The 18,295-nt window shown below is 64.1% G+C and carries 14 protein-coding genes; 5 read left to right on the top strand and 9 right to left on the bottom strand.

What is annotated here, in order from left to right; all coding sequences use genetic code 11:
• Positions 1-109: 109 nt before the first annotated feature.
• The 6 genes from rplS to VNC39_RS08625 all read right to left on the bottom strand — a co-directional run bounded on the left by rplS (position 110) and on the right by VNC39_RS08625 (position 4,594).
• Positions 110-499, bottom strand: a complete 390-nt coding sequence (gene rplS, locus VNC39_RS08650; protein WP_325398205.1) for a 50S ribosomal protein L19 — start codon at positions 497-499, stop codon at positions 110-112.
• A gap of 26 nt (positions 500-525) precedes the next feature.
• Positions 526-1,227, bottom strand: coding sequence for a tRNA (guanosine(37)-N1)-methyltransferase TrmD (trmD, locus tag VNC39_RS08645; RefSeq protein WP_325398203.1), 702 nt, complete (start codon positions 1,225-1,227; stop codon positions 526-528).
• Entirely contained in the window at positions 1,224-1,712 is a 489-nt protein-coding gene (rimM, locus tag VNC39_RS08640) for a ribosome maturation factor RimM (RefSeq protein WP_408840431.1), read from the bottom strand. The genes trmD and rimM overlap by 4 nt, the downstream gene beginning before the upstream one ends.
• Before the next feature lie 34 nt (positions 1,713-1,746).
• Positions 1,747-2,094, bottom strand: coding sequence for a 30S ribosomal protein S16 (rpsP, locus tag VNC39_RS08635; RefSeq protein WP_325398199.1), 348 nt, complete (start codon positions 2,092-2,094; stop codon positions 1,747-1,749).
• A 32-nt stretch (positions 2,095-2,126) separates the two neighbouring features.
• Complete coding sequence (gene ffh, locus VNC39_RS08630) at positions 2,127-3,500, bottom strand: signal recognition particle protein (RefSeq protein WP_325398197.1); 1,374 nt, start codon at positions 3,498-3,500, stop codon at positions 2,127-2,129.
• Between the two features lie 260 nt (positions 3,501-3,760).
• Positions 3,761-4,594, bottom strand: coding sequence for an NUDIX hydrolase (locus VNC39_RS08625; protein ID WP_325398195.1), 834 nt, complete (start codon positions 4,592-4,594; stop codon positions 3,761-3,763).
• Positions 4,595-4,603: 9 nt separating this feature from the next.
• Here VNC39_RS08625 and VNC39_RS08620 point away from each other — a divergent pair, with 9 nt between their 5' ends.
• From VNC39_RS08620 to arfB, 4 genes are all read left to right on the top strand, one after another.
• Positions 4,604-6,496 carry an ABCB family ABC transporter ATP-binding protein/permease gene (locus VNC39_RS08620; RefSeq protein ID WP_325398193.1) on the top strand — a complete coding sequence of 631 codons (1,893 nt, stop codon included), beginning with the start codon at positions 4,604-4,606 and terminating at the stop codon, positions 6,494-6,496.
• 67 nt (positions 6,497-6,563) lie between these two features.
• Entirely contained in the window at positions 6,564-6,821 is a 258-nt protein-coding gene (locus VNC39_RS08615) for a hypothetical protein (protein ID WP_325398191.1), read from the top strand.
• A 94-nt stretch (positions 6,822-6,915) separates the two neighbouring features.
• On the top strand, positions 6,916-7,215 hold the full coding sequence (rpmB, locus tag VNC39_RS08610) for a 50S ribosomal protein L28 (protein WP_325398189.1): 300 nt from the start codon (positions 6,916-6,918) through the stop codon (positions 7,213-7,215).
• Between the two features lie 132 nt (positions 7,216-7,347).
• Positions 7,348-7,770, top strand: coding sequence for an alternative ribosome rescue aminoacyl-tRNA hydrolase ArfB (gene arfB / locus VNC39_RS08605; RefSeq protein WP_325398187.1), 423 nt, complete (start codon positions 7,348-7,350; stop codon positions 7,768-7,770).
• Positions 7,771-7,915: 145 nt separating this feature from the next.
• On the opposite strand, the gene VNC39_RS08600 is transcribed toward arfB, so the two are convergent.
• On the bottom strand, positions 7,916-8,980 hold the full coding sequence (locus VNC39_RS08600) for a hypothetical protein (protein ID WP_325398185.1): 1,065 nt from the start codon (positions 8,978-8,980) through the stop codon (positions 7,916-7,918).
• Positions 8,981-9,433: 453 nt separating this feature from the next.
• Here VNC39_RS08600 and VNC39_RS08595 point away from each other — a divergent pair, with 453 nt between their 5' ends.
• Positions 9,434-15,295, top strand: a complete 5,862-nt coding sequence (locus VNC39_RS08595) for an AAA family ATPase (protein ID WP_325398183.1) — start codon at positions 9,434-9,436, stop codon at positions 15,293-15,295.
• 198 nt (positions 15,296-15,493) lie between these two features.
• On the opposite strand, the gene typA is transcribed toward VNC39_RS08595, so the two are convergent.
• Together typA and VNC39_RS08585 are read right to left on the bottom strand one after the other, a co-directional pair.
• Positions 15,494-17,326, bottom strand: a complete 1,833-nt coding sequence (gene typA, locus VNC39_RS08590; protein ID WP_325398181.1) for a translational GTPase TypA — start codon at positions 17,324-17,326, stop codon at positions 15,494-15,496.
• Between the two features lie 194 nt (positions 17,327-17,520).
• A complete protein-coding gene (locus VNC39_RS08585; protein ID WP_325398179.1) occupies positions 17,521-18,015 on the bottom strand; it encodes a hypothetical protein in 495 nt (164 codons plus the stop codon).
• Positions 18,016-18,295: the final 280 nt, after the last annotated feature.

Raw genomic sequence — 18,295 nt, 5'->3', positions numbered from 1 at the left:
GCACGGGCGTTGGAACACCCGTGCCCCCGCCTCCATAACCCTTGCTAATGGGTTCTAAGGGCTCCGCCCTTAGCGGGGGTGGAGGGGGCAGAGCCCCCTCCGTGCTTGCTTACTCAGCAGCCGGCGCGGCGGTCTCGACTTCGCGCGCCTTCTCGGCGATGCGGGCGGATTTGCCGCGGCGGCCACGCAGGTAATAGAGCTTGGCGCGGCGCACATCGCCACGGCGCATCACCTGGATTTCCGCGATGGTCGGCGCATAGAGCTGGAACACGCGCTCCACGCCCTCGCCATAGGAGATCTTGCGCACGGTGAAGCTGGAATTGATGCCGCGGTTGGTGCGGGCGATGCACACGCCCTCGAACGCCTGCACGCGCGTGCGCTCACCTTCCGTCACGTTGACGTTGACGCGCACAGTGTCGCCGGGGACGAAAGCCGGAATGGTCTTCCCCGCGGTGAGCTTGGCGATCTGTTCGGCGTCTATGGTCTGGATGGTGTTCATGACAAAAATTCCTTTTCGGTAGCGGTTTAGGGCGCAGGCGCGCCGGATGCAATGTATTGGTCGTAAAGGTCCGGTCTGCGGATTTTGGTGGCTTGCGCGGCGGCCGCGTGCCGCCAGGCGGCGATGGCCCGGTGGTTGCCGGAGGTCAGAATCTCCGGCACGGCGCGCCCCGCCCAGACCGCCGGGCGGGTGTAATGCGGGTATTCCAGCAGCAAGGTGGAAAAACTTTCCTCCTCAGCACTCTCCGCTGCCCCCATCACGCCGGGGAGCAGGCGGATCACCGCGTCGAGCAGGACCAGGGCGGCGAGTTCGCCGCCGGAGAGAATATAGTCGCCGATGCTGATCTCCTCGGCCGCGCGCGCCTCGATGACGCGCTGGTCGATGCCCTCGAACCGGCCGCATAGCAGGATCGCCCCGGGGCCGGCGGCGAGTTCGCGCACGCGTTTCTGCGTGAGCGGCGCGCCGCGCGGGGTGAGCATGATCAACGGCCGGTCGTCCGCCACGGCGCCGATCGCCGCATCCACCACATCCGGCCGCATCACCATCCCCGCCCCGCCGCCGAACGGCGTGTCGTCGACGCTGCGGTGCCGGCCCAGGCCGAAATCGCGGATGTCGGTGATTTTGAGCGACCAGGTCTGGTCCGCCAGCGCCTTGCCCGCCAGGGATTCGCCGAGCGGGCCGGGGAACATCGCAGGAAAGAGCGTGAGAATGTCGGCGCGCCAGGTCATGGGGCCACCGTCACTTCCGCCGGCGGGACCACGATGACATGGCCGGCCGCGATATCCACCACCGGCACGGCGGCGCGGGTGAAGGGCACCAGCACGCTGCCCGGCATGATCTCCAGGCTGCTGCCGCCGCCGTAATCATGCACGGCGGCAATGGTGCCAAGCTCCGCGCCGGCTTCGCTCCTCGCCCTCAGCCCGATCAGGTCGGCGAGATAGAACTCTTCCGCGTCGGCTTCAGGCAAGGCGGAGCGGGGCGCAAACAGTTCCAGGTTGGTGAGCGTCTCGGCCTCGGTGCGGTCGGTGACCGGGCGCTTGCCGTGGGGCGTGACCTCGCTCAGCTGCGCGACATTGTCGTGCAGCCAGGCCAGCGCAAAGCGCCGTCCCGTGCGGTCCGTGAGCGGGTAGGCCTCCAGGGCGTCGGCCTCGGCGGTGAAGCTGTTCACGCGCACGAGGCCGCGCACGCCATGCGGCTTGCCGATCACGCCCATCAGGATCAACCGGTCGGTCACCTATCCTCCGTGCTCAGGCGGCGGCGGCCGCTTTCGCGCGCTCGGCGGCGCGTTCCTGCGCCTTCTTCTTCGGCGCGGATTTCTGCGGCTGCTCGGTATAGACCGGCATGGCGATCAGCCCGGCCTTGCCCAGGAAGCGGGCGACGCGGTCGGTCGCCTGCGCGCCGTTGGAAAGCCAATGCGTCAGGCGCTCGGTCACCAAGGTCACGCGCTCGGCGTGGTCGGCCGGCAGCATCGGGTTGTAGGTGCCGACGCGCTCGATGAAGCGGCCGTCGCGCGGGCTGCGCGAGTCGGCGATGACGATATGGTAGAAAGGACGCTTCTTGGCGCCGGCGCGGGCAAGGCGAATCTTGAGAGACATGAATACTCCTGAGGTTAAAACGTAAAGGGGGATCAGAACGGCCGGCGGCCGCCCTTCTGTTGCGCCATGGCGGCCTGCATCTGGCGCATCATCGCCTGCTGGCCGCCCATCTTGTTCATCCGCTTCATCATGGTGGACATGTCGTCGAACTGCTTCAGCAGCTTGTTGACCTCCTGCACCGAGGTGCCGGAGCCAGCGGCGATGCGCTTTTTGCGGCTGGCCTTGAGGATGTCCGGATTGCGCCGTTCCGCGATCGTCATCGAGCCGATGATCGCGGCCTGGCGCTTGAACATGGTGGTGTCGAGATTGGCGTCCTCGATCTGCTGCTTGATCTTGCCGATGCCCGGCAGCATGCCGAGGATGCCCGAGAGCGAGCCCATTTTCGAGATCTGCTTGAGCTGGGAGGCATAGTCCTCGAGGTCGAACTTGCCTTTCGCCATCTTCTTGGCGAGCTTTTCGGCCTCGTCCTTGTCGATCGTCTCGGCCGCGCGCTCCACCAGGCCGACGATATCGCCCATGCCAAGGATGCGGCCGGCCACGCGCTCGGGGTCGAAATTATCCAGCGCGTCGAGTTTCTCGCCGAGGCCGACCAGCTTGACCGGCGCGCCGGTGACCTTGCGCATGGAGAGCGCCGCGCCGCCGCGGGAATCGCCGTCCAGCCGGGTCATGACGATGCCGGTGATGCCGAGCGCGTCGTTGAAGGCGGTGGCGGTGGTCACCGCGTCCTGGCCGGTCATGGCGTCGACCACCAGCAGGGTCTCCACCGGGTTGACCGCCTGGCGGATGGATTTGACCTCTTCCATCAGCGCGAAATCGATGGAGAGGCGGCCGGCGGTGTCGAGAATCACCACGTCATAGAGCTCGCGCCGGGCGGTATCCATGGCGCGGTTGGCGATCTGCAGCGGGGTCTGGCCCGGGATGATCGGCAGCGAGGTCACTTCCGCGCGTTGCGCCAGCTGTTCGAGCTGCAATTGCGCGGCGGGGCGCTGCGTATCCAGGCTGGCGAGCAGAACCTTGCGGCGCTCACGGGTGCGCAGGCGCAGCGCCAGCTTGCCCGAAGTCGTCGTCTTGCCGGAGCCTTGCAGGCCGACCATCAGGATCGGCACCGGGGCGGGGGCGAGCAGGTTGAGCGGGACAGACGCGCCGCCGAGCGCCTCGACCAGCGCGTCGTTGACGATCTTCACCACCATCTGGCCGGGCGAGACCGAGCGCAGCACTTCCGCGCCCACCGCCTTGCTCCGCACCTCGGCGATGAAGTCTTTCACCACCGGCAGCGCCACGTCGGCATCCAGCAACGCGAGACGGATCTCCCGCAGCGCTTCGGCCACGTCCTCTTCGCTCAGCGCGCCGCGGCGGCGCAGCCTGTCGAAAACCCCGGAAAGCTTGCCCGACAGCGAGTCGAACATGGTGCCAAATACTCCACAACGCAAAGTGCGCCGTGGTGCGAACCCTCGCAGCACGGCGTTTTAGCCAGCGCCGCTCTTGCGCCGGGGAGATGGGGAAGTCAAGGGAAAGGAAGGAAAGCAGGCGCTTTTTGAAAAAAGCGCCGCAAAAACTTTTGTTATGCTGGGTCATGGGCTGTGTCGCCGACAACGCCCATGGTCCAGAGTAAATAAAGTTTTTTTGCTACTTTTTGTTCACAAAAAGTAGCGCTTTCTTCCTTCCTTTATTGCTGGTCGAGCGCGGCGCGCAACGTCGCGGCATCCTGGCCCTCGATCATGCCGAACCGGATCAGCAGATCGGTCAGCACCAGGGCGACGTTGAATTTGAACTCGTCGGTGGTGGAGAGGACATCCAGCACGCGGGGCAGGGGCCAGAGATCGAAATGCTCGACCTCGCCGTCGCTCGGGTGCGGCTGGAAATCTTCCGGGAGCTCCAGGTCGTAGGCATAGATCACGTCCCGCCGCAGCCCTTCCGCGCGCTCCATGTCATAAGAGAAGCGAGCCACCTGCCGTGCCTGGGCTGTGAGCGCCTCGGGCAAGTCGGCTTCTTCCGCGCCTTCCTTGAGCAGGGTTTCGAAGGGGGTGAGCCCGGCCGGCACGCCGCCCGCCACCAGATTATCGAGCTTGCCGGGGTCGAGTTTCTTGTCGGCGGCGCGCCTCCCGATCCAGACATGCCAGCCATCCGCGCGGCGCACCAAACCGTTGAGATGCACGCCGACGCCGATCACCCCGAAGCTGGGCAGGGCGCCCCGGTCCAGCACGCCGAGCACCGGGCTGTCGGCGGTTTCGCGGATGTCGAAATTCTCGGAACGCGTGGGAATCGCCAGGGCGGAAGCCAAGTCGTTGAGGTGCGGCAGCAATTCCAGCGGCAGCGTGACCCGCCCCGCGGCGATGGTGATTCGGGGCTCTCGCGCCGCCAGTCGGGCCGCGAGGTCGGGACGCAGATAACCGATATGGTGCGGGCCGGCGTAAAAACCCAGCCGGCCGCCCGGCAGAGCGGCGTTGTGGACGGCAGAGATGTGATGAAGGAGCTTTGCAAGCGGCGCGTCAGATGCCATGTCGCAGACATGACCCGTTCCGCCGTTCCTGCCAACCCCCATGCCGGGCCGAAAAAAGCCGCTGACAAGCCGCCGCGCGGTTCGTGGTCCACCATCTGGTCGCTGGCGCCGTATCTATGGCCGAAGAATGCGCCGGGCTTGCGGGTGCGGCTGGTGCTGGCCAGCATTGCCATGCTGCTGGCCAAGGTGGCGACGGTCTATGTGCCGATCCTGTATTCGCATGCGATCGATCACCTGACGCCGAAGACCGGGCCGCTGATGGTGCCGGCGGCGATCATCGTGGCTTACGCGCTGGTGCGCATCGCCGCGGCCGGGTTCGGCGAACTGCGCGACGCGATTTTCGCGGCGGTGCAAATGCGCGCCTCCCGCGTCGTCGCCCGCCAGACCTTCGAGCATCTGCACGGCCTGGCGATGCGCTTCCATATGGACCGGCAGACCGGCGGGCTCTCCAACATCATCCTGCGCGGCACGCTCGGCATCCAGAACGTGCTGCGCATGGCGACGTTCAACATTCTGCCGACGGTCATCGAACTGCTGCTCACCGTGGGCGTGCTCTGGCATCTGTTCAATGCCTGGTACGCGGTCATCACCTTTGCCGCGGTCGGCATGTATATGGTCTTCACCTTCACCTTCACGGCCTGGCGCACGAAATTCCGCCGGACCATGAACGAGACCGACAACGAGGCGCAGACCAAGGCGATCGACAGCCTGCTGAATTTCGAAACGGTTAAATATTTCGGCAATGAGGCGCACGAATCGCGGCGCTTCGACGAAAGCCTGGCGCGCTATGAAAAAGCATCGGTGAAGGCCCAGGTCTCCTTGAACGCGCTGAACATCGGCCAGGCCACGATCATTTCGCTCGCTCTCGCGGTCATGATGATCATGGCGGCGCGCGGCGTGGCGAACCACACCATGACGGTCGGCCAGTTCGTGCTGGTGAACACTTATCTCATGCAGCTCTATGTGCCGCTGAACTTCCTGGGCTTCGTGTATCTGCAGGTGAATCAGGGTCTGGTGGACATGGAGCAGATGTTCTCGCTGCTGCGCGTTAACCAGGAGATCACCGACCGGCCCGGCGCGAAATCTCTGGCGCCGCAGGGGGCACCCTCGGAAGTGCGGTTCGAGAACGTGCATTTCGGCTACAACCCCGACCGCGAGATTCTCAAAGGGGTCAGCTTCACGGTGCCGGCCGGTCACAAGGTGGCGATCGTCGGGCCGACGGGCTCGGGCAAATCCACCATCAGCCGGCTGCTGTTCCGCTTCTACGACACGGTGTCGGGCCAGGTCCTGGTGGATGGCGTGGATGTGCGCGACTACACGCAGCATTCCCTGCGCGGCGCCATCGGCGTGGTGCCGCAGGATACCGTGCTGTTCAACGACTCGATCTTTTATAACATCGCCTATGGCCGGCCCGGGGCGAGCAAGGAAGAGATTGAACGGGCGGCGCGTTTCGCGCAGATCCATGATTTCATCGTGTCGTTGCCCCAGGGCTACGACACCAAGGTCGGCGAACGCGGGCTGAAGCTGTCCGGCGGCGAAAAGCAGCGTGTGGCGATTGCCCGCACGATCTTGAAAAACCCCCGAATCCTCATCCTGGACGAGGCGACCAGCGCGCTGGATACCGCCACGGAGCAGGAGATCGGCTCGGCTCTGCGCCGGGTGGCCTATGACCGCACGACTCTGGTGATTGCCCACCGGTTGTCCACCGTCACCGACGCGGATGAAATCCTGGTGCTGCGGGCCGGCGAGATCGTCGAGCGCGGCAGCCACGCGGCATTGCTTGAAATGGGCGGCGTTTATGCCGGCATGTGGGCGGCCCAGGTCGAGCTGGACGAGGCGGCGGACATTGCCGGGCCGGATGCCGTCGCCTTGCTGAAATCGGTCTCCGAGGTCACGGAATAATTTCGCTCCCGCTGGTAAGGGGCGCGGGAGCAACCAGATAGACACCTAATCTCTGATGGAATCGACTATGGAAGACAGACAAGCGCCGCCTGAACGGGACCTGAACCTTGCGGGATCGGTGGTAGATAAGGCAATCGAGTACATGATGGGGCAGAATGTCAGCTCGCTCGCGATCGCCTCGGCGCTGCTGGGCGGCGCGATGGGCCTGCTCAGCCGCACGCTCCCGGACGATGTGATCGTGCAGATCCTGAATAATGCCATCGCCAGCGTCGAATCAGGCGAAATGCACGAGAAAGCCGGCAAGGATCACGCCGGAGAGGCTTGACCCGCGGGGTGATTCTGGCCCATAAGGCCCGGAAATTCCGGGCTGGCCCCTGCCAGCCCGCTTTGCGTTTTTTGCGTCGTTTGAGGATAGAGCTATGGCCCGCCGTTGTGACCTGACCGGAAAGACCGTGCAAACTGGCAATAATGTCAGCCATGCGAACAACAAGACCCGCCGGCGCTTCCTGCCGAACCTGCAGGAGACCGTGATGCTCTCCGAAGTGCTGGGCAATGTGCGCCTGCGCCTGTCGACCCGTGCGATCCGCACGCTCGAGCATAATGGCGGACTGGATGCGTTCCTGCTCGGCCAGAGCGACCGCAAGCTGACCGTGGAAGGCCTGGCCCTGAAGCGCCGTCTGGAGCGCGCCATCGCCAAGAAGGAAGCCAAGGCGGCTTGAAGCCTTGCCGGCCGTTTCGGCCGGCGCTTGGTCATTTTTGGAAAGCCGGTGCCCTGCACCGGCTTTTTCGCGTTATCGTGGGTTTTTCCGGGGAGCCGCCGGCCGGAACATCAACAAGGTCGAGCCAATTTCATGATTCGCGTCACGGCCAGCATCAGCCTCGATGAGGCGGAACTGCATGAGGATTTCCTCCGGGCGAGCGGGGCCGGGGGGCAGAACGTCAACAAAGTCGAGACGGCCGTGCAGCTCAGGTTCGATGCTGCCCACAGTCCCTCACTCCCCGATCATGTGCGGGCACGGCTCCTGCGCCTTGCCGGAAGCCGGGCGACCAAAGACGGCGTGCTCATCATCACGGCGCAACGCTACCGCACGCAGCAGCGCAACCGCGACGATGCGCTTGAAAGGCTGATCGCCTTGATCCAGGAGGCCGCCGCGCTGCCCCCGCCACCCCGGCGCCCCACCAAACCAACTCGGGGATCCAAGAAACGACGGCTTGAGGGGAAGGCCCGCCGATCCGTGCTGAAATCGACTCGCCGGACTGTGGATGAGGGGTAGGAAGTGGCCGCTTTTTGAAAAAAGCGGCGCAAAAACTTTTATTATGCTGGGCTATGGGCTGTGTCTGGGACAACGCCCATAGCCCAGCGTTAACAAAGTTTTTTTGCTACTTTTTGTTCACAAAAAGTAGCGCTTGCCTTCCTCCTTAGAAAAACTTCGCCACGCGCAGCAGCAAGGCGCGTTGCAGCGGGCCGCCGTGGTTGGCGACGTCGTATTCGCCGACCAGCGTGACATTGACGGTCGGCGAGACGAAGCTGCTGGCGACCAGGCGCAGTTGCGTTTCATTGGTGCGGTTGCCGCTGTCCACCGTCACGCCGTTGCTCAGCGTGTAGGTCTGCTTGCCGCCGAAGCTCTGGAAGAGGCCCGGCGCGATCACCGCGGCGGTAGCGGGGTAGAATTCATAGGGCAGGTAGACGCGCAATTCCTCCGACGGCTGCTCGTGGAAGCTCGCGGGCAGGGCGCTCGAGGCTTGCACCGGATTGCGTACGCCGAGGAACGACGCGAGCGGCGGAATGTTGTCGGCGAAGATTGTGGGGCTGACATCGGCGGAATCGTGGTTCGGGCTGAACAGATAGGCCTCGCCCCACAGCGAGATCGCAAGGTTGCGCGCAGTCGGCGCGCCGATCAGCGTTTTGTACAGGCCGGCTTCCATCTCGTAAGTCCAGCCATCCTGTGCCGGATTGAGCGCGGCATTCCTGTTGAAGCTGCTGATCGGCGGCGCGATCCACGGGTGGAAGACGAGGTAGGTGCCGGTCGCCGCATCGTCGACGGGGAAGGTGAAGATTCCGATATTGGACTGCCCGAAGCCGCTTTGCGCCGAGAGCGCGCCGTAACCCGGGCCCAGGCTCCCCAACGCGCCGGCGGGGATGTTGCCGATGCCGACATGCTGGCTGCCGATAAAGCTGACATACTCCTCGAACACGTCCACGCCGGAGAGCAGCCCGGCGACATCGAAGGTACGGATATAGCGGCCGACCAGGATGTTCGTGGAGATATGCGTGTTCCGGCTGACGGTGCCGCCACCCCCCGCGCTGCCGAATGCCCCGGCATTGGTGAATTCGTTGTAGAACAGGGCGATGTTGACATCGGCCGGCGGCGCGATGGTGTCGCTCGGAAGCGGGTCGGAGGCATGGGAGGCGGTGGCGCCGAAACTCAGTCCCAAAGCGAGCCATGCGACGAGGGGCCGGATCGTGCTTGCTTTTGCAGACATCGGCGAAGCGTTCCTGGTTATATTTTCTCGCGGGGCTGTTGGGAAATCTGCTTTGCGATGCATCACAATCTCTGCTCGTGTCAATTGCCTTCCTGTTCTGAAAAAGTTGCGGCAAAGACCACCGGCTCGCGGGGTGAGCGGGGGCATGGACGTCAAAATGCAGGGTCGAGGTCGTCAGACACGGCGGCTGAACGCGAACGCCAAGAGGTCGCTGGGTGACCTCTATCGCTTTTCGGATCCGCCGGCGGCCTATACAGCTATAAATAGCAACGCAGTGTGGCCAATGAGGGGCGGCGGCTTCGCGCCCAAGAGCCAGCATCCTGTTGCCTCTCGTTTTAGCCCCTTTGCGTTCGCAAACTCCGCCATGCTTTGGTAGAATGGTTTCGAACTCCGCATTGATGGCGTCGTCCACGAGCGAATGCAGCTGCTGCCGGCGCCGGTGGAAGGCAGCTTGTGACGGAACTCTCGGCCTACGCTCTCTCTCTGTTGCGGGAGGGCTCATCCACACTGCACCGGGGACACGGCGACGGGCTGTCACCGATCCTGCTGGTGACGCCTCCCGGGGAACCGCAATCGCCCGGCTCAGTTCAGCGCCTCGAGCATGAATACGCGCTGCGGGCCGATCTCGACGCCGATTGGGCGGCAGTGCCGGTTGACCTCCTCCGGCGTGGAAGGCGGCTCATGCTGGTGCTGGCCGATCCTGGCGGCGAACTGCTTGAGGGCTTGCTCGGCCAGCCGATGGCGGTGGCGGATTTTTTGCACATCGCGGTGCCGCTCGCGATGGCGGTCGGCCGGTTGCACGCAAGGGGGCTGATTCATAAGGACTTGAAGCCGGCCAACATCCTCGTGGACACGGCTAGCGGCGGTGTGTGGCTCACCGGCTTCGGCATCGCCTCACGGCTGCCCCGCGAGCATCAGGCGCCCGCGCCACCCGAGATCATCGCCGGCACGCTGGCCTACATGGCGCCGGAACAGACCGGACGAATGAACCGCTCGATCGACGCCCGCAGTGATCTTTATGCGCTCGGCGTTATTTTTTACGAGATGCTGACGGGAATGCTGCCCTTCACGGCGGCCGATCCGATGGAATGGGTGCATTGCCATATTGCCCGGCAACCAGTGCCCCCTGCCGCGCACCGCGCCGGAATCCCCGGGCTGCTTTCGGCGATCGTGATGAAGCTGCTCGCCAAGACCGCCGACGAGCGCTACCAGACCGCCGCCGGCCTGGCGGCGGATCTGCGGCATGGCCTGGCGGAATGGCTGGCGACCGGCGCCATCGCGCCTTTCCCGTTGGGGCAGTGGGACGTGCCGGACCGGCTGCTGATTCCTGAAAAACTCTATGGCCGCGAGCGCGAGACCGAAACCCTGTTGGCGTCGTTCGACCGGGTCGTGGCCAGCGGTACGTCCGAGCTGGTGCTGGTGTCCGGCTATTCCGGGATCGGCAAATCCTCGGTGGTGAACGAGCTGCATAAGGCGTTAGTGCCGCCGCGTGGCCTGTTCGCGTCCGGCAAGTTCGACCAGTACAAGCGCGACATTCCCTACGCCACCCTGGCCCAAGCGTTCCGGAGCCTCGTGCGCCAGATCCTGGGCCAGAAAGAGGCGGAGCTTGGCCAATGGCGGGATGCCCTGAGCGAGGCGCTGGGCGCGAACGGTCAGCTTATGGTAAATTTGGTACCCGAGCTGGATCTCGTGATCGGAACACAGCCCCCGGTCGCGGACCTGCCGCCGCAGGACGCACAGAACCGCTTTCAGATGGTGTTCCGGCGCTTTCTCGGCGTCTTCGCGCGCAAGGAGCACCCGCTCGCGTTGTTTTTCGACGATTTGCAGTGGCTGGACACGGCGACGCTCGACCTCCTCGCGCAGCTGGTCACGAACTCTGAGGTGCGGCACCTGATGCTGGTGGGTGCCTATCGGGACAACGAGGTCGGACCCGCGCACCCGCTGATGCGCGCGCTCCAGGCGATCCGCAGTGCCGGCGCGCGGATCCAGGAACTCGTATTGGCGCCGCTCAGACTCGATGATGTCACCCGCCTCGTCGCCGATGCCTTGCATTGCCAGCCGGAGCGCGCGCGGCCCTTGGCGCGGCTGGTGCACGAGAAGACCGGTGGCAATCCGTTTTTCGCGATTCAGTTCCTCACAGCGCTGGCCGACGAAGACTTGCTCACGTTGGACCGCGGCGCGCCAGCCTGGCGATGGGACATCGATCGCATTCGCGCCAGGAGTTACACGGACAACGTGGTGGAGCTCATGGCGGGCAAGCTGATGCGGCTGCCGCCAACATCACAAAATGGTTTGAAACTGCTGGCCTGCCTGGGGAACACAGCGGAAACTGCCACCCTCGCCATGATACAAGGCGACGCCGACGGGAGCATCGATGCCCAATTGTGGGACGCTGTACGGGCTGGGCTCGTTCTTCGCCGGGACGGAAGCTATCTCTTCCTGCACGACCGTATCCAGGAAGCCGCCTATTCGCTGATCCCGGTCGACCAGCGCGCCGTCACGCATCTGCGGATCGGCCGCTGCCTTTTGGCAGCGTTAAGCGATAGGGAAATCACCGAGCAAATTTTTGACGTCGTCAACCAGTTCAACAACGCCGCCGCGCTCATATCCGATCGAGACGAGGCGGAACAGGTGGCGGATCTCAATCGGCGCGCCGGGATCAAGGCGAAGGCATCGACGGCCTACGCCGCAGCATGCCGCTATTTTGGCACCGGCATGGCGTTGGTGGGCCCGTCGGGTTGGGAGGCATGTTATGACCTGACCTTCAGGCTCGCGCTCGAACATGCGGAATGCATGCTCCTTTCCGGCGGTTTCGACGACGCCCGAAAGCTCATCGCGGAACTCCTTCGGCGCGCGGATTTGAGGATCGACAAGGCCGCTGTGTATCGGCTGAAAATAGACCTGCATGTGATGAAATCTGAGCATCCTCAAGCCGTAGACAGTGCGCTTGAGTGCCTGAGCCTATTCGGCATGGAGATGCCCGCGCATCCCAGCCGCGCTGACGTCAACGCAGAATATGAGAAGATATGGCAGCAGCTCGGCGATCGACAGATCGAAAGCCTGATTGACCTGCCCAAGGCCACGGCGGCGGAGGCTCAGGCCGCCATGCGGGTGCTGGCGGCCTGCACGTCTCCGGCATTTTTCACAGACCCCAATTTGTTTAATCTGCAAGTCTGCCAGATGGTGAATTTGAGCCTGGAACATGGCATAATGGATGCCTCTACGCACGGCTTTGCCTGGTTCGGCTGGCTGCAGTGCTATGCATTCCACCGTTACGACGACGGTTGTCGGTTTGCCAGGCTCGCACTTGACCTCGTCGAAAAGCGGGGCTTCAACTTTGATGTCGTGAAAGTGCAATACGCGATGGGAGAAATCGTCTCCTGGACGCAGCCCCTTGCAACGGCGATCGAGTACTTTCGGACAGCCTTTCGCACCGGCGTCGAGACGGGCAATCTGATCTTCGCGGCAAACAGCGCCGCGCAAGTCATCATACGCCGTATTCTCATCGGAAGCACACTGGATGACGTATGGCACGAGTCTGAGAGATTCATGGATTTCGTTGCCAAGATCGGGTTTCACGACGGCGAGGATATGATCGTGAGCCAACAGCGTTTCGTTGCCGCCATGCGAGGCAAGACCGCGAACCTGTCCACTTTCAGCGACGCGGTGTTCGACGAACGCGCCTTCGAGGACGCATTGACCGCGGATCGGATGACCACGATGGTTGTCTGGTACTGGATCCTCAAGATCGGCGCACGCTTCCTGTCAGGCGATTACGCGCAGGCGCGCGACGCGATCGATAAGGCGCAGCCGTTGCTCTGGGCATCGTCCGGAGAGATCCAGCTCCTGGATTTTCACCTCTATGCAGCACTCACATTAGCCGCACTCGCCACGACCGAACCACCGGCACGGCGTGGCGCGTGGATGGCCCGTATCACGGAGCACCGGGATCAGCTTCGCGTGTGGGCGCAAAGCGTCCCCGAAACCTTCACGAGCGCCGTCTCTCTGGTCGACGCCGAAATCGCCCGGCTTGAGGATCGGCCCCTCGATGATGCCATGCCGCTTTATGAGCAGGCGATTCAGGCCGCACGCAAGCACGGTTTCGTGCAGAACCAGGGCTTAGCCTATGAGGTAGCGGCGCGGTTCTACGCGGCGCGCGGCTATGAGACGTTCGCCGGCGTCTATCTGTTGAATGCCCGAAACTGCTATCTTAGCTGGGGTGCGCTCGGCAAGGTGCGACAACTCGACGAACACTATCCCGAGCTCAGGCCGGAGGAGCCGACGCCCGCGCCGACCGGCACGATCGAGGCGCGTCTCGCGCATCTCGACCTTGCCACCGTGATCAAGGCCTCGCAGGCGGTTTCGGGGGAAATCGTGCTTGACCGGCTGATGGAAACACTGATGACAATCGCGCTTGAACATGCCGGCGCCGAGCGTGGGCTGCTGTTGCTGCTGCGCGACGACATGCCGCAGATCGAGGCGGAGGCTAGAACCACCGGCACTTCCATCGAAGTTACACTCCAGCCGGCGCCCGTGACATCTTCCGCCTTGCCCGAGACGGTGCTGCATACCGTGATCAGAACGCATCATAGTGTTATTTTGGATGACGCTTCGGCGCCGAACCCATTCACGGCGGATGCGTATGTCCAGCAGACACACGCACGCTCGGTGCTTTGTTTGCCCCTGGTCAAGCAGGCCAAGCTGATCGGCGCGCTCTATCTCGAGAACAAGCTGGCATCGAATGTGTTCACACCCGCGCGGATCTCAGTTCTGGAATTGTTGGCGTCACAAGCGGCGATTTCTTTAGAGAATGCCGGGCTCTACGCTGAATTGAAGATAAACGAGGAACGCTGGCGCAATCTGTTCGAAAGTGTCCCGGTCGGCGTGGCATTAACGGGGCCACACGGGCGCTATGTGGCCACCAATCGGGCTTTTCAGAGAATGACCGGCTATTCCGAGGCAGAATTGCGCAACCTCTCGCCCCTGGACATCGTTCATGAGGATGACCGCGCCGCCACCGCGGCACGTATCGCAGCACGCGCGGCGGGTGAACCTTACCCGCACCATGTCGAGAAGCGCTACCGGCATAAGGATGGGCGTGTGATCTGGGCGGATGCCAGTGCTTTTGTGGCCCCGGTGGCGGCCGGCATACCGTATTATGCCGAGGCCGTGATCGACATCACCGACCGCAAGCGTGCCGAGGAAGATTTGCGGCGAAGCGAGGCGTCGCTCGCCCAGGCGCAAGAGATCAGCCGCACGGGCAACTGGCACTGGAATGTCGGCACCGGAGCGGTTTCCTCGTCGGCGGAACTCCTCCGCATCTGGGGTTTTGACGCCATGGCAACGCAGCCATCGTACACGACCTTCATGGCGCGGGTACACCCGGAAGACCGACTTGCGTTTAAGCAGGCTCTCGCCGATGCCGCGCGCAAGCAAGGCCGGTTTCAGCATGAGTACCGAATCGTTTGGCCCGATGGATCGATCAAGTATTTGCAGACGGTTGGCCAGCCTGACAGCGCTGAGGGCCGTGATCCGGAATTCGTCGGCACGGTCATGGACATCACCGTGCGAAGACAAGCCGAGGAGGCGTTGCGGGACGCCCAGGCGGATCTTGCCCGAGCCGTGCGCTTGACGACGATGGGGGAACTGCTCGCCTCCATTTCTCACGAGGTCAATCAACCGCTGGCCGCGGTCGCCACCAGCGGGAATGCCTGCCTGCGCTGGCTGAATCGGGAGGAGCCTGACCTCGCTTCAGCCCGGGATGCTGCCGCGCGCGTCGTGCGCGAAGCTCATCGCGCCGCCGACGTGATTCGCAGCCTGCGGGCGCTCGCCCGGAAATCCGGGCCGCAACTCACCAAGCTCGACATCCATGACGCCATCGAGGAGGTGTTGGTGCTCACCCGTGGTGAATTGCAGCAGCACGGCGTCGTGCTGCACCTGGATCTGTCCGCCGACGATCCGCTGGTGTTGGGCGACAAGGTCCAACTGCAGCAGGTGCTGCTGAACTTGATCATGAATGGCATCCAAGCCATGGCCACGGTCTCCGGCCGCAGGCGGGAACTGACCGTGTCGGCCGGCGTCGCCGCGCCGGATCATATGGAGGTTACGATCGAGGACACCGGCCCGGGGCTTGATCCGGCCATGGCCCAGCGCATCTTCGAACCTTTCTTCACCACCAAGTCCGACGGCCTTGGCATGGGGCTTTCGATCTGCCGGTCGATCATCGAAGCCCATGGCGGGCATTTATGGACCTCGCCCGGCACGTCAGGCGGGACCGCCTTCCACTTCACCATCCCCATCGGGGGTGAGGCCTAGCGCCACGACCGAAACGGCCGTCTGCAAGGCTTCGCGCTCCGAACCGGTCAGTTGCGCTGCCATGCCCAGTGGAACTGCCGGCTGCGACACGCAAGACAAAAAAACACCCCTGCGTGAGGGGTGTTTAAGCGACACTCGTGTCAAAAATTATGAACTATGTCTTTTCGACCGGGGGATGTCCGAGGCCGGGCTTTTTGGTCAGGCGGCGTCGCCGGCGGAGCGCTCGGCGCGCTTGCGGGCGTTCGGGTCGAGATGCTTCTTGCGCAGGCGCACGGCCGAGGGCGTGACCTCCACCAGCTCGTCATCCTCGACATAAGCGATCGCCTCTTCCAGCGACATCCTGCGAGGCGGCACCAGCAGCAGCGCTTCGTCCTTGCCGGCGGCGCGGATGTTGGTGAGCTTCTTTTCGCGGACCGGGTTCACGTCGAGGTCGTTCTCGCGGCTGTGCTCGCCGAGAATCATGCCGACATAGACCTTGTCGCCGGGGTTGACGAACAGCGTGCCGCGCTCCTGCAGCGAGAACAGCGAGTACTGCACGGCCTCGCCATCTTCGGAGGAAATCAGCGCGCCATTGCGGCGGCCCTCGATCGCGCCTTTCCACGGGCCGTAGCCGGCGAACAGGCGGTTCATCACGCCGGTGCCGCGGGTGTCGGTGAGGAACTCGCCATGATAGCCGATCAGGCCGCGCGCGGGGATGCGGAAGGTCAAACGCTGCTTGCCGCCGCCGGAGGGGCGCAAATCGGTCATCTCGCCCTTGCGGCGGGACATCTTCTCCACGACCGCGCCGGCATAAGGCTCGTCGACGTCGATCAGCACGTCCTCATACGGCTCCTCGCGCTCGCCGGCCTCGTTGGTGCGGGTCAGCACGCGCGGACGGCCGATGGTGAGCTCGAAACCTTCGCGGCGCATGGTCTCGATCAGCACGCCGAGCTGAAGTTCGCCGCGCCCGGACACTTCGAACGCGTCGGTCTCGGTGCTGTCGGCGATGTGGATGGCGACATTGCCTTCCGCCTCGCGATACAGGCGCTCGCGGATCTGCCGGGAGGTTACTTTCTTGCCTTCGCGCCCGGCCAGCGGGCCGTCATTGATGCGGAAGGTCATGGACAAAGTCGGCGGGTCGATCGGCGTGGCGGCCAGCGGGCTGGCGACTTCCGGCGCGGCGATGGTGTGCGGGATGGTGGCATCCGTGAGGCCGGCGACGGCGACGATGTCGCCCGCGCTCACCTCGTCCACCGCCACGCGCTCCAGCCCCCGGAACGAGAGCAGCTTGGTCAGGCGGCCGGTTTCCACCACCGTGCCGTCGAGGCGCAGCACCTTCACCGGCATGTTGACGGTGGCGCGGCCCTGCTCGACGCGGCCGGTCAGCACGCGGCCGAGGAAGTTGTCGGACTCCAGGATCGAGGCGACCATGGCGAAGGGGGCTTCGGCGTCGAGCTTCGGTGCCGGCACATGGTTCAGGATCAGGTCGAACAGCGGGTTCAGGTTCTCGCGCGGGGCGTCCAGGTCCGGCACCGCCCAGCCCTGGCGGCCGGAGGCGAACAGCATCGGGAAGTCGAGCTGCTCCTCGGTGGCGTCGAGCGCCGCGAACAGGTCGAAAATCTCGTTATGCACGTCGTCCGGGCGGGCGTCGCCACGGTCGATCTTGTTGACGACGACCATCGGGCGCAGGCCGCGGGCGAGTGCCTTGCCGAGCACGAACTTGGTCTGCGGCAGCACGCCTTCGGCGGCGTCCACGAGCAGGACCGCCCCGTCCACCATGTTCAGGATGCGCTCTACTTCGCCGCCGAAATCGGCGTGGCCCGGCGTGTCGACGATGTTGATTCGCGTGTCCTTCCAGACCACCGAAGCAACTTTCGCCAGAATGGTGATGCCACGTTCTCGCTCGAGGTCGTTGCGGTCAAGCGCGCGTTCCGCCACAGCCTGGTGCGCGGCGAAAGCGCCGGACTGCTTCAGCAGCTGGTCGGTGAGCGTCGTCTTGCCATGGTCAACGTGGGCGATGATGGCGATGTTGCGAATATTCGGTACTGACATAAAAGGGCCTGACTGGTTAACAGCAATAATAGGCCAGCCGGCCCGCAAGCGCGGGGCGACCGATCCATGGAAATGCCTGGACGAAGTTCTACGGCCCCCCGCATAGCGATATTGCGGCGCAAAAGCGAGGGGCAAAACGGAATAGGCGCCCTGCGGCGCCCATCCCTGTCCGATTTTTGGGTAAGGCGGTGCGCTTATTGCACGGTTCTGTTCGGCGGCGCCATCGGCGTTATCGGCGCCATCGGGGCGTTGGGGGGCGCCATCGCGCCAGGGGGCACCCCGTTCGCCGTGGCGTGATGGGAGAGCGCCTCGTCCGTATATTGCGCCGCGGCGCTCCAGTTGCCCTGCTTCACCGCGGCGCGGGCGTTCTCGATCGCCGTCACGCGGGGGGAGTTGTCAGCGGCCGGGCCGGTGGATTGCGGCACTGAGCGTGTCAGCATGATGGTTTCGGCATTGCTCAGCATCGTGTCGGCCTGGGCTCTGCGATGCTGCTGGATCGCCGTGCGGGCCCGTTGCAGATATCGGGTGGCTTGGTCATGCCCTGCGGGGGGCTGCATGGGCGACATCGCGGGGGGCTGCATAGGCGACATCGTGCCGCCGCCTGGCGCCATGGGAGACGGCGTGGTTTGAGCGCAGGCGATGCCACCGGCGACGATGAAAGCGGCCGTAGCCAGCCAAAGGGAACGCATTTCCAATCTCCTTTTTATGAATTGTCCATAAGGGGGCAAAACCAAGGTGGGCGGCAGGAGGACGTGAGCAAGGCGCTTTGTCTCTCCCCGACATTAAACACTCGTCATTGCAGCCTTGGGGCGATATGGCTTGCCGGAACATCGCGCCGTGATGGGATCGGGCGCAGGGTCTCGTGGGGGCGGCGTGAAATTTGGGGGCATCGTGACGGCGGTTTTGGCCTTGAGCCTATGCGCCCGCGCGCAGGCGGCGATTCCGCCCGCCCAGGCCTGCGCCGCGGCC

It is taken from the genome of Acidocella sp., from assembly GCF_035535915.1.
Classification (GTDB): domain Bacteria; phylum Pseudomonadota; class Alphaproteobacteria; order Acetobacterales; family Acetobacteraceae; genus Acidocella.
Note: the sequence above shows the minus strand (reverse complement) of the source record. Positions and strands in the feature narration are given on the sequence as shown.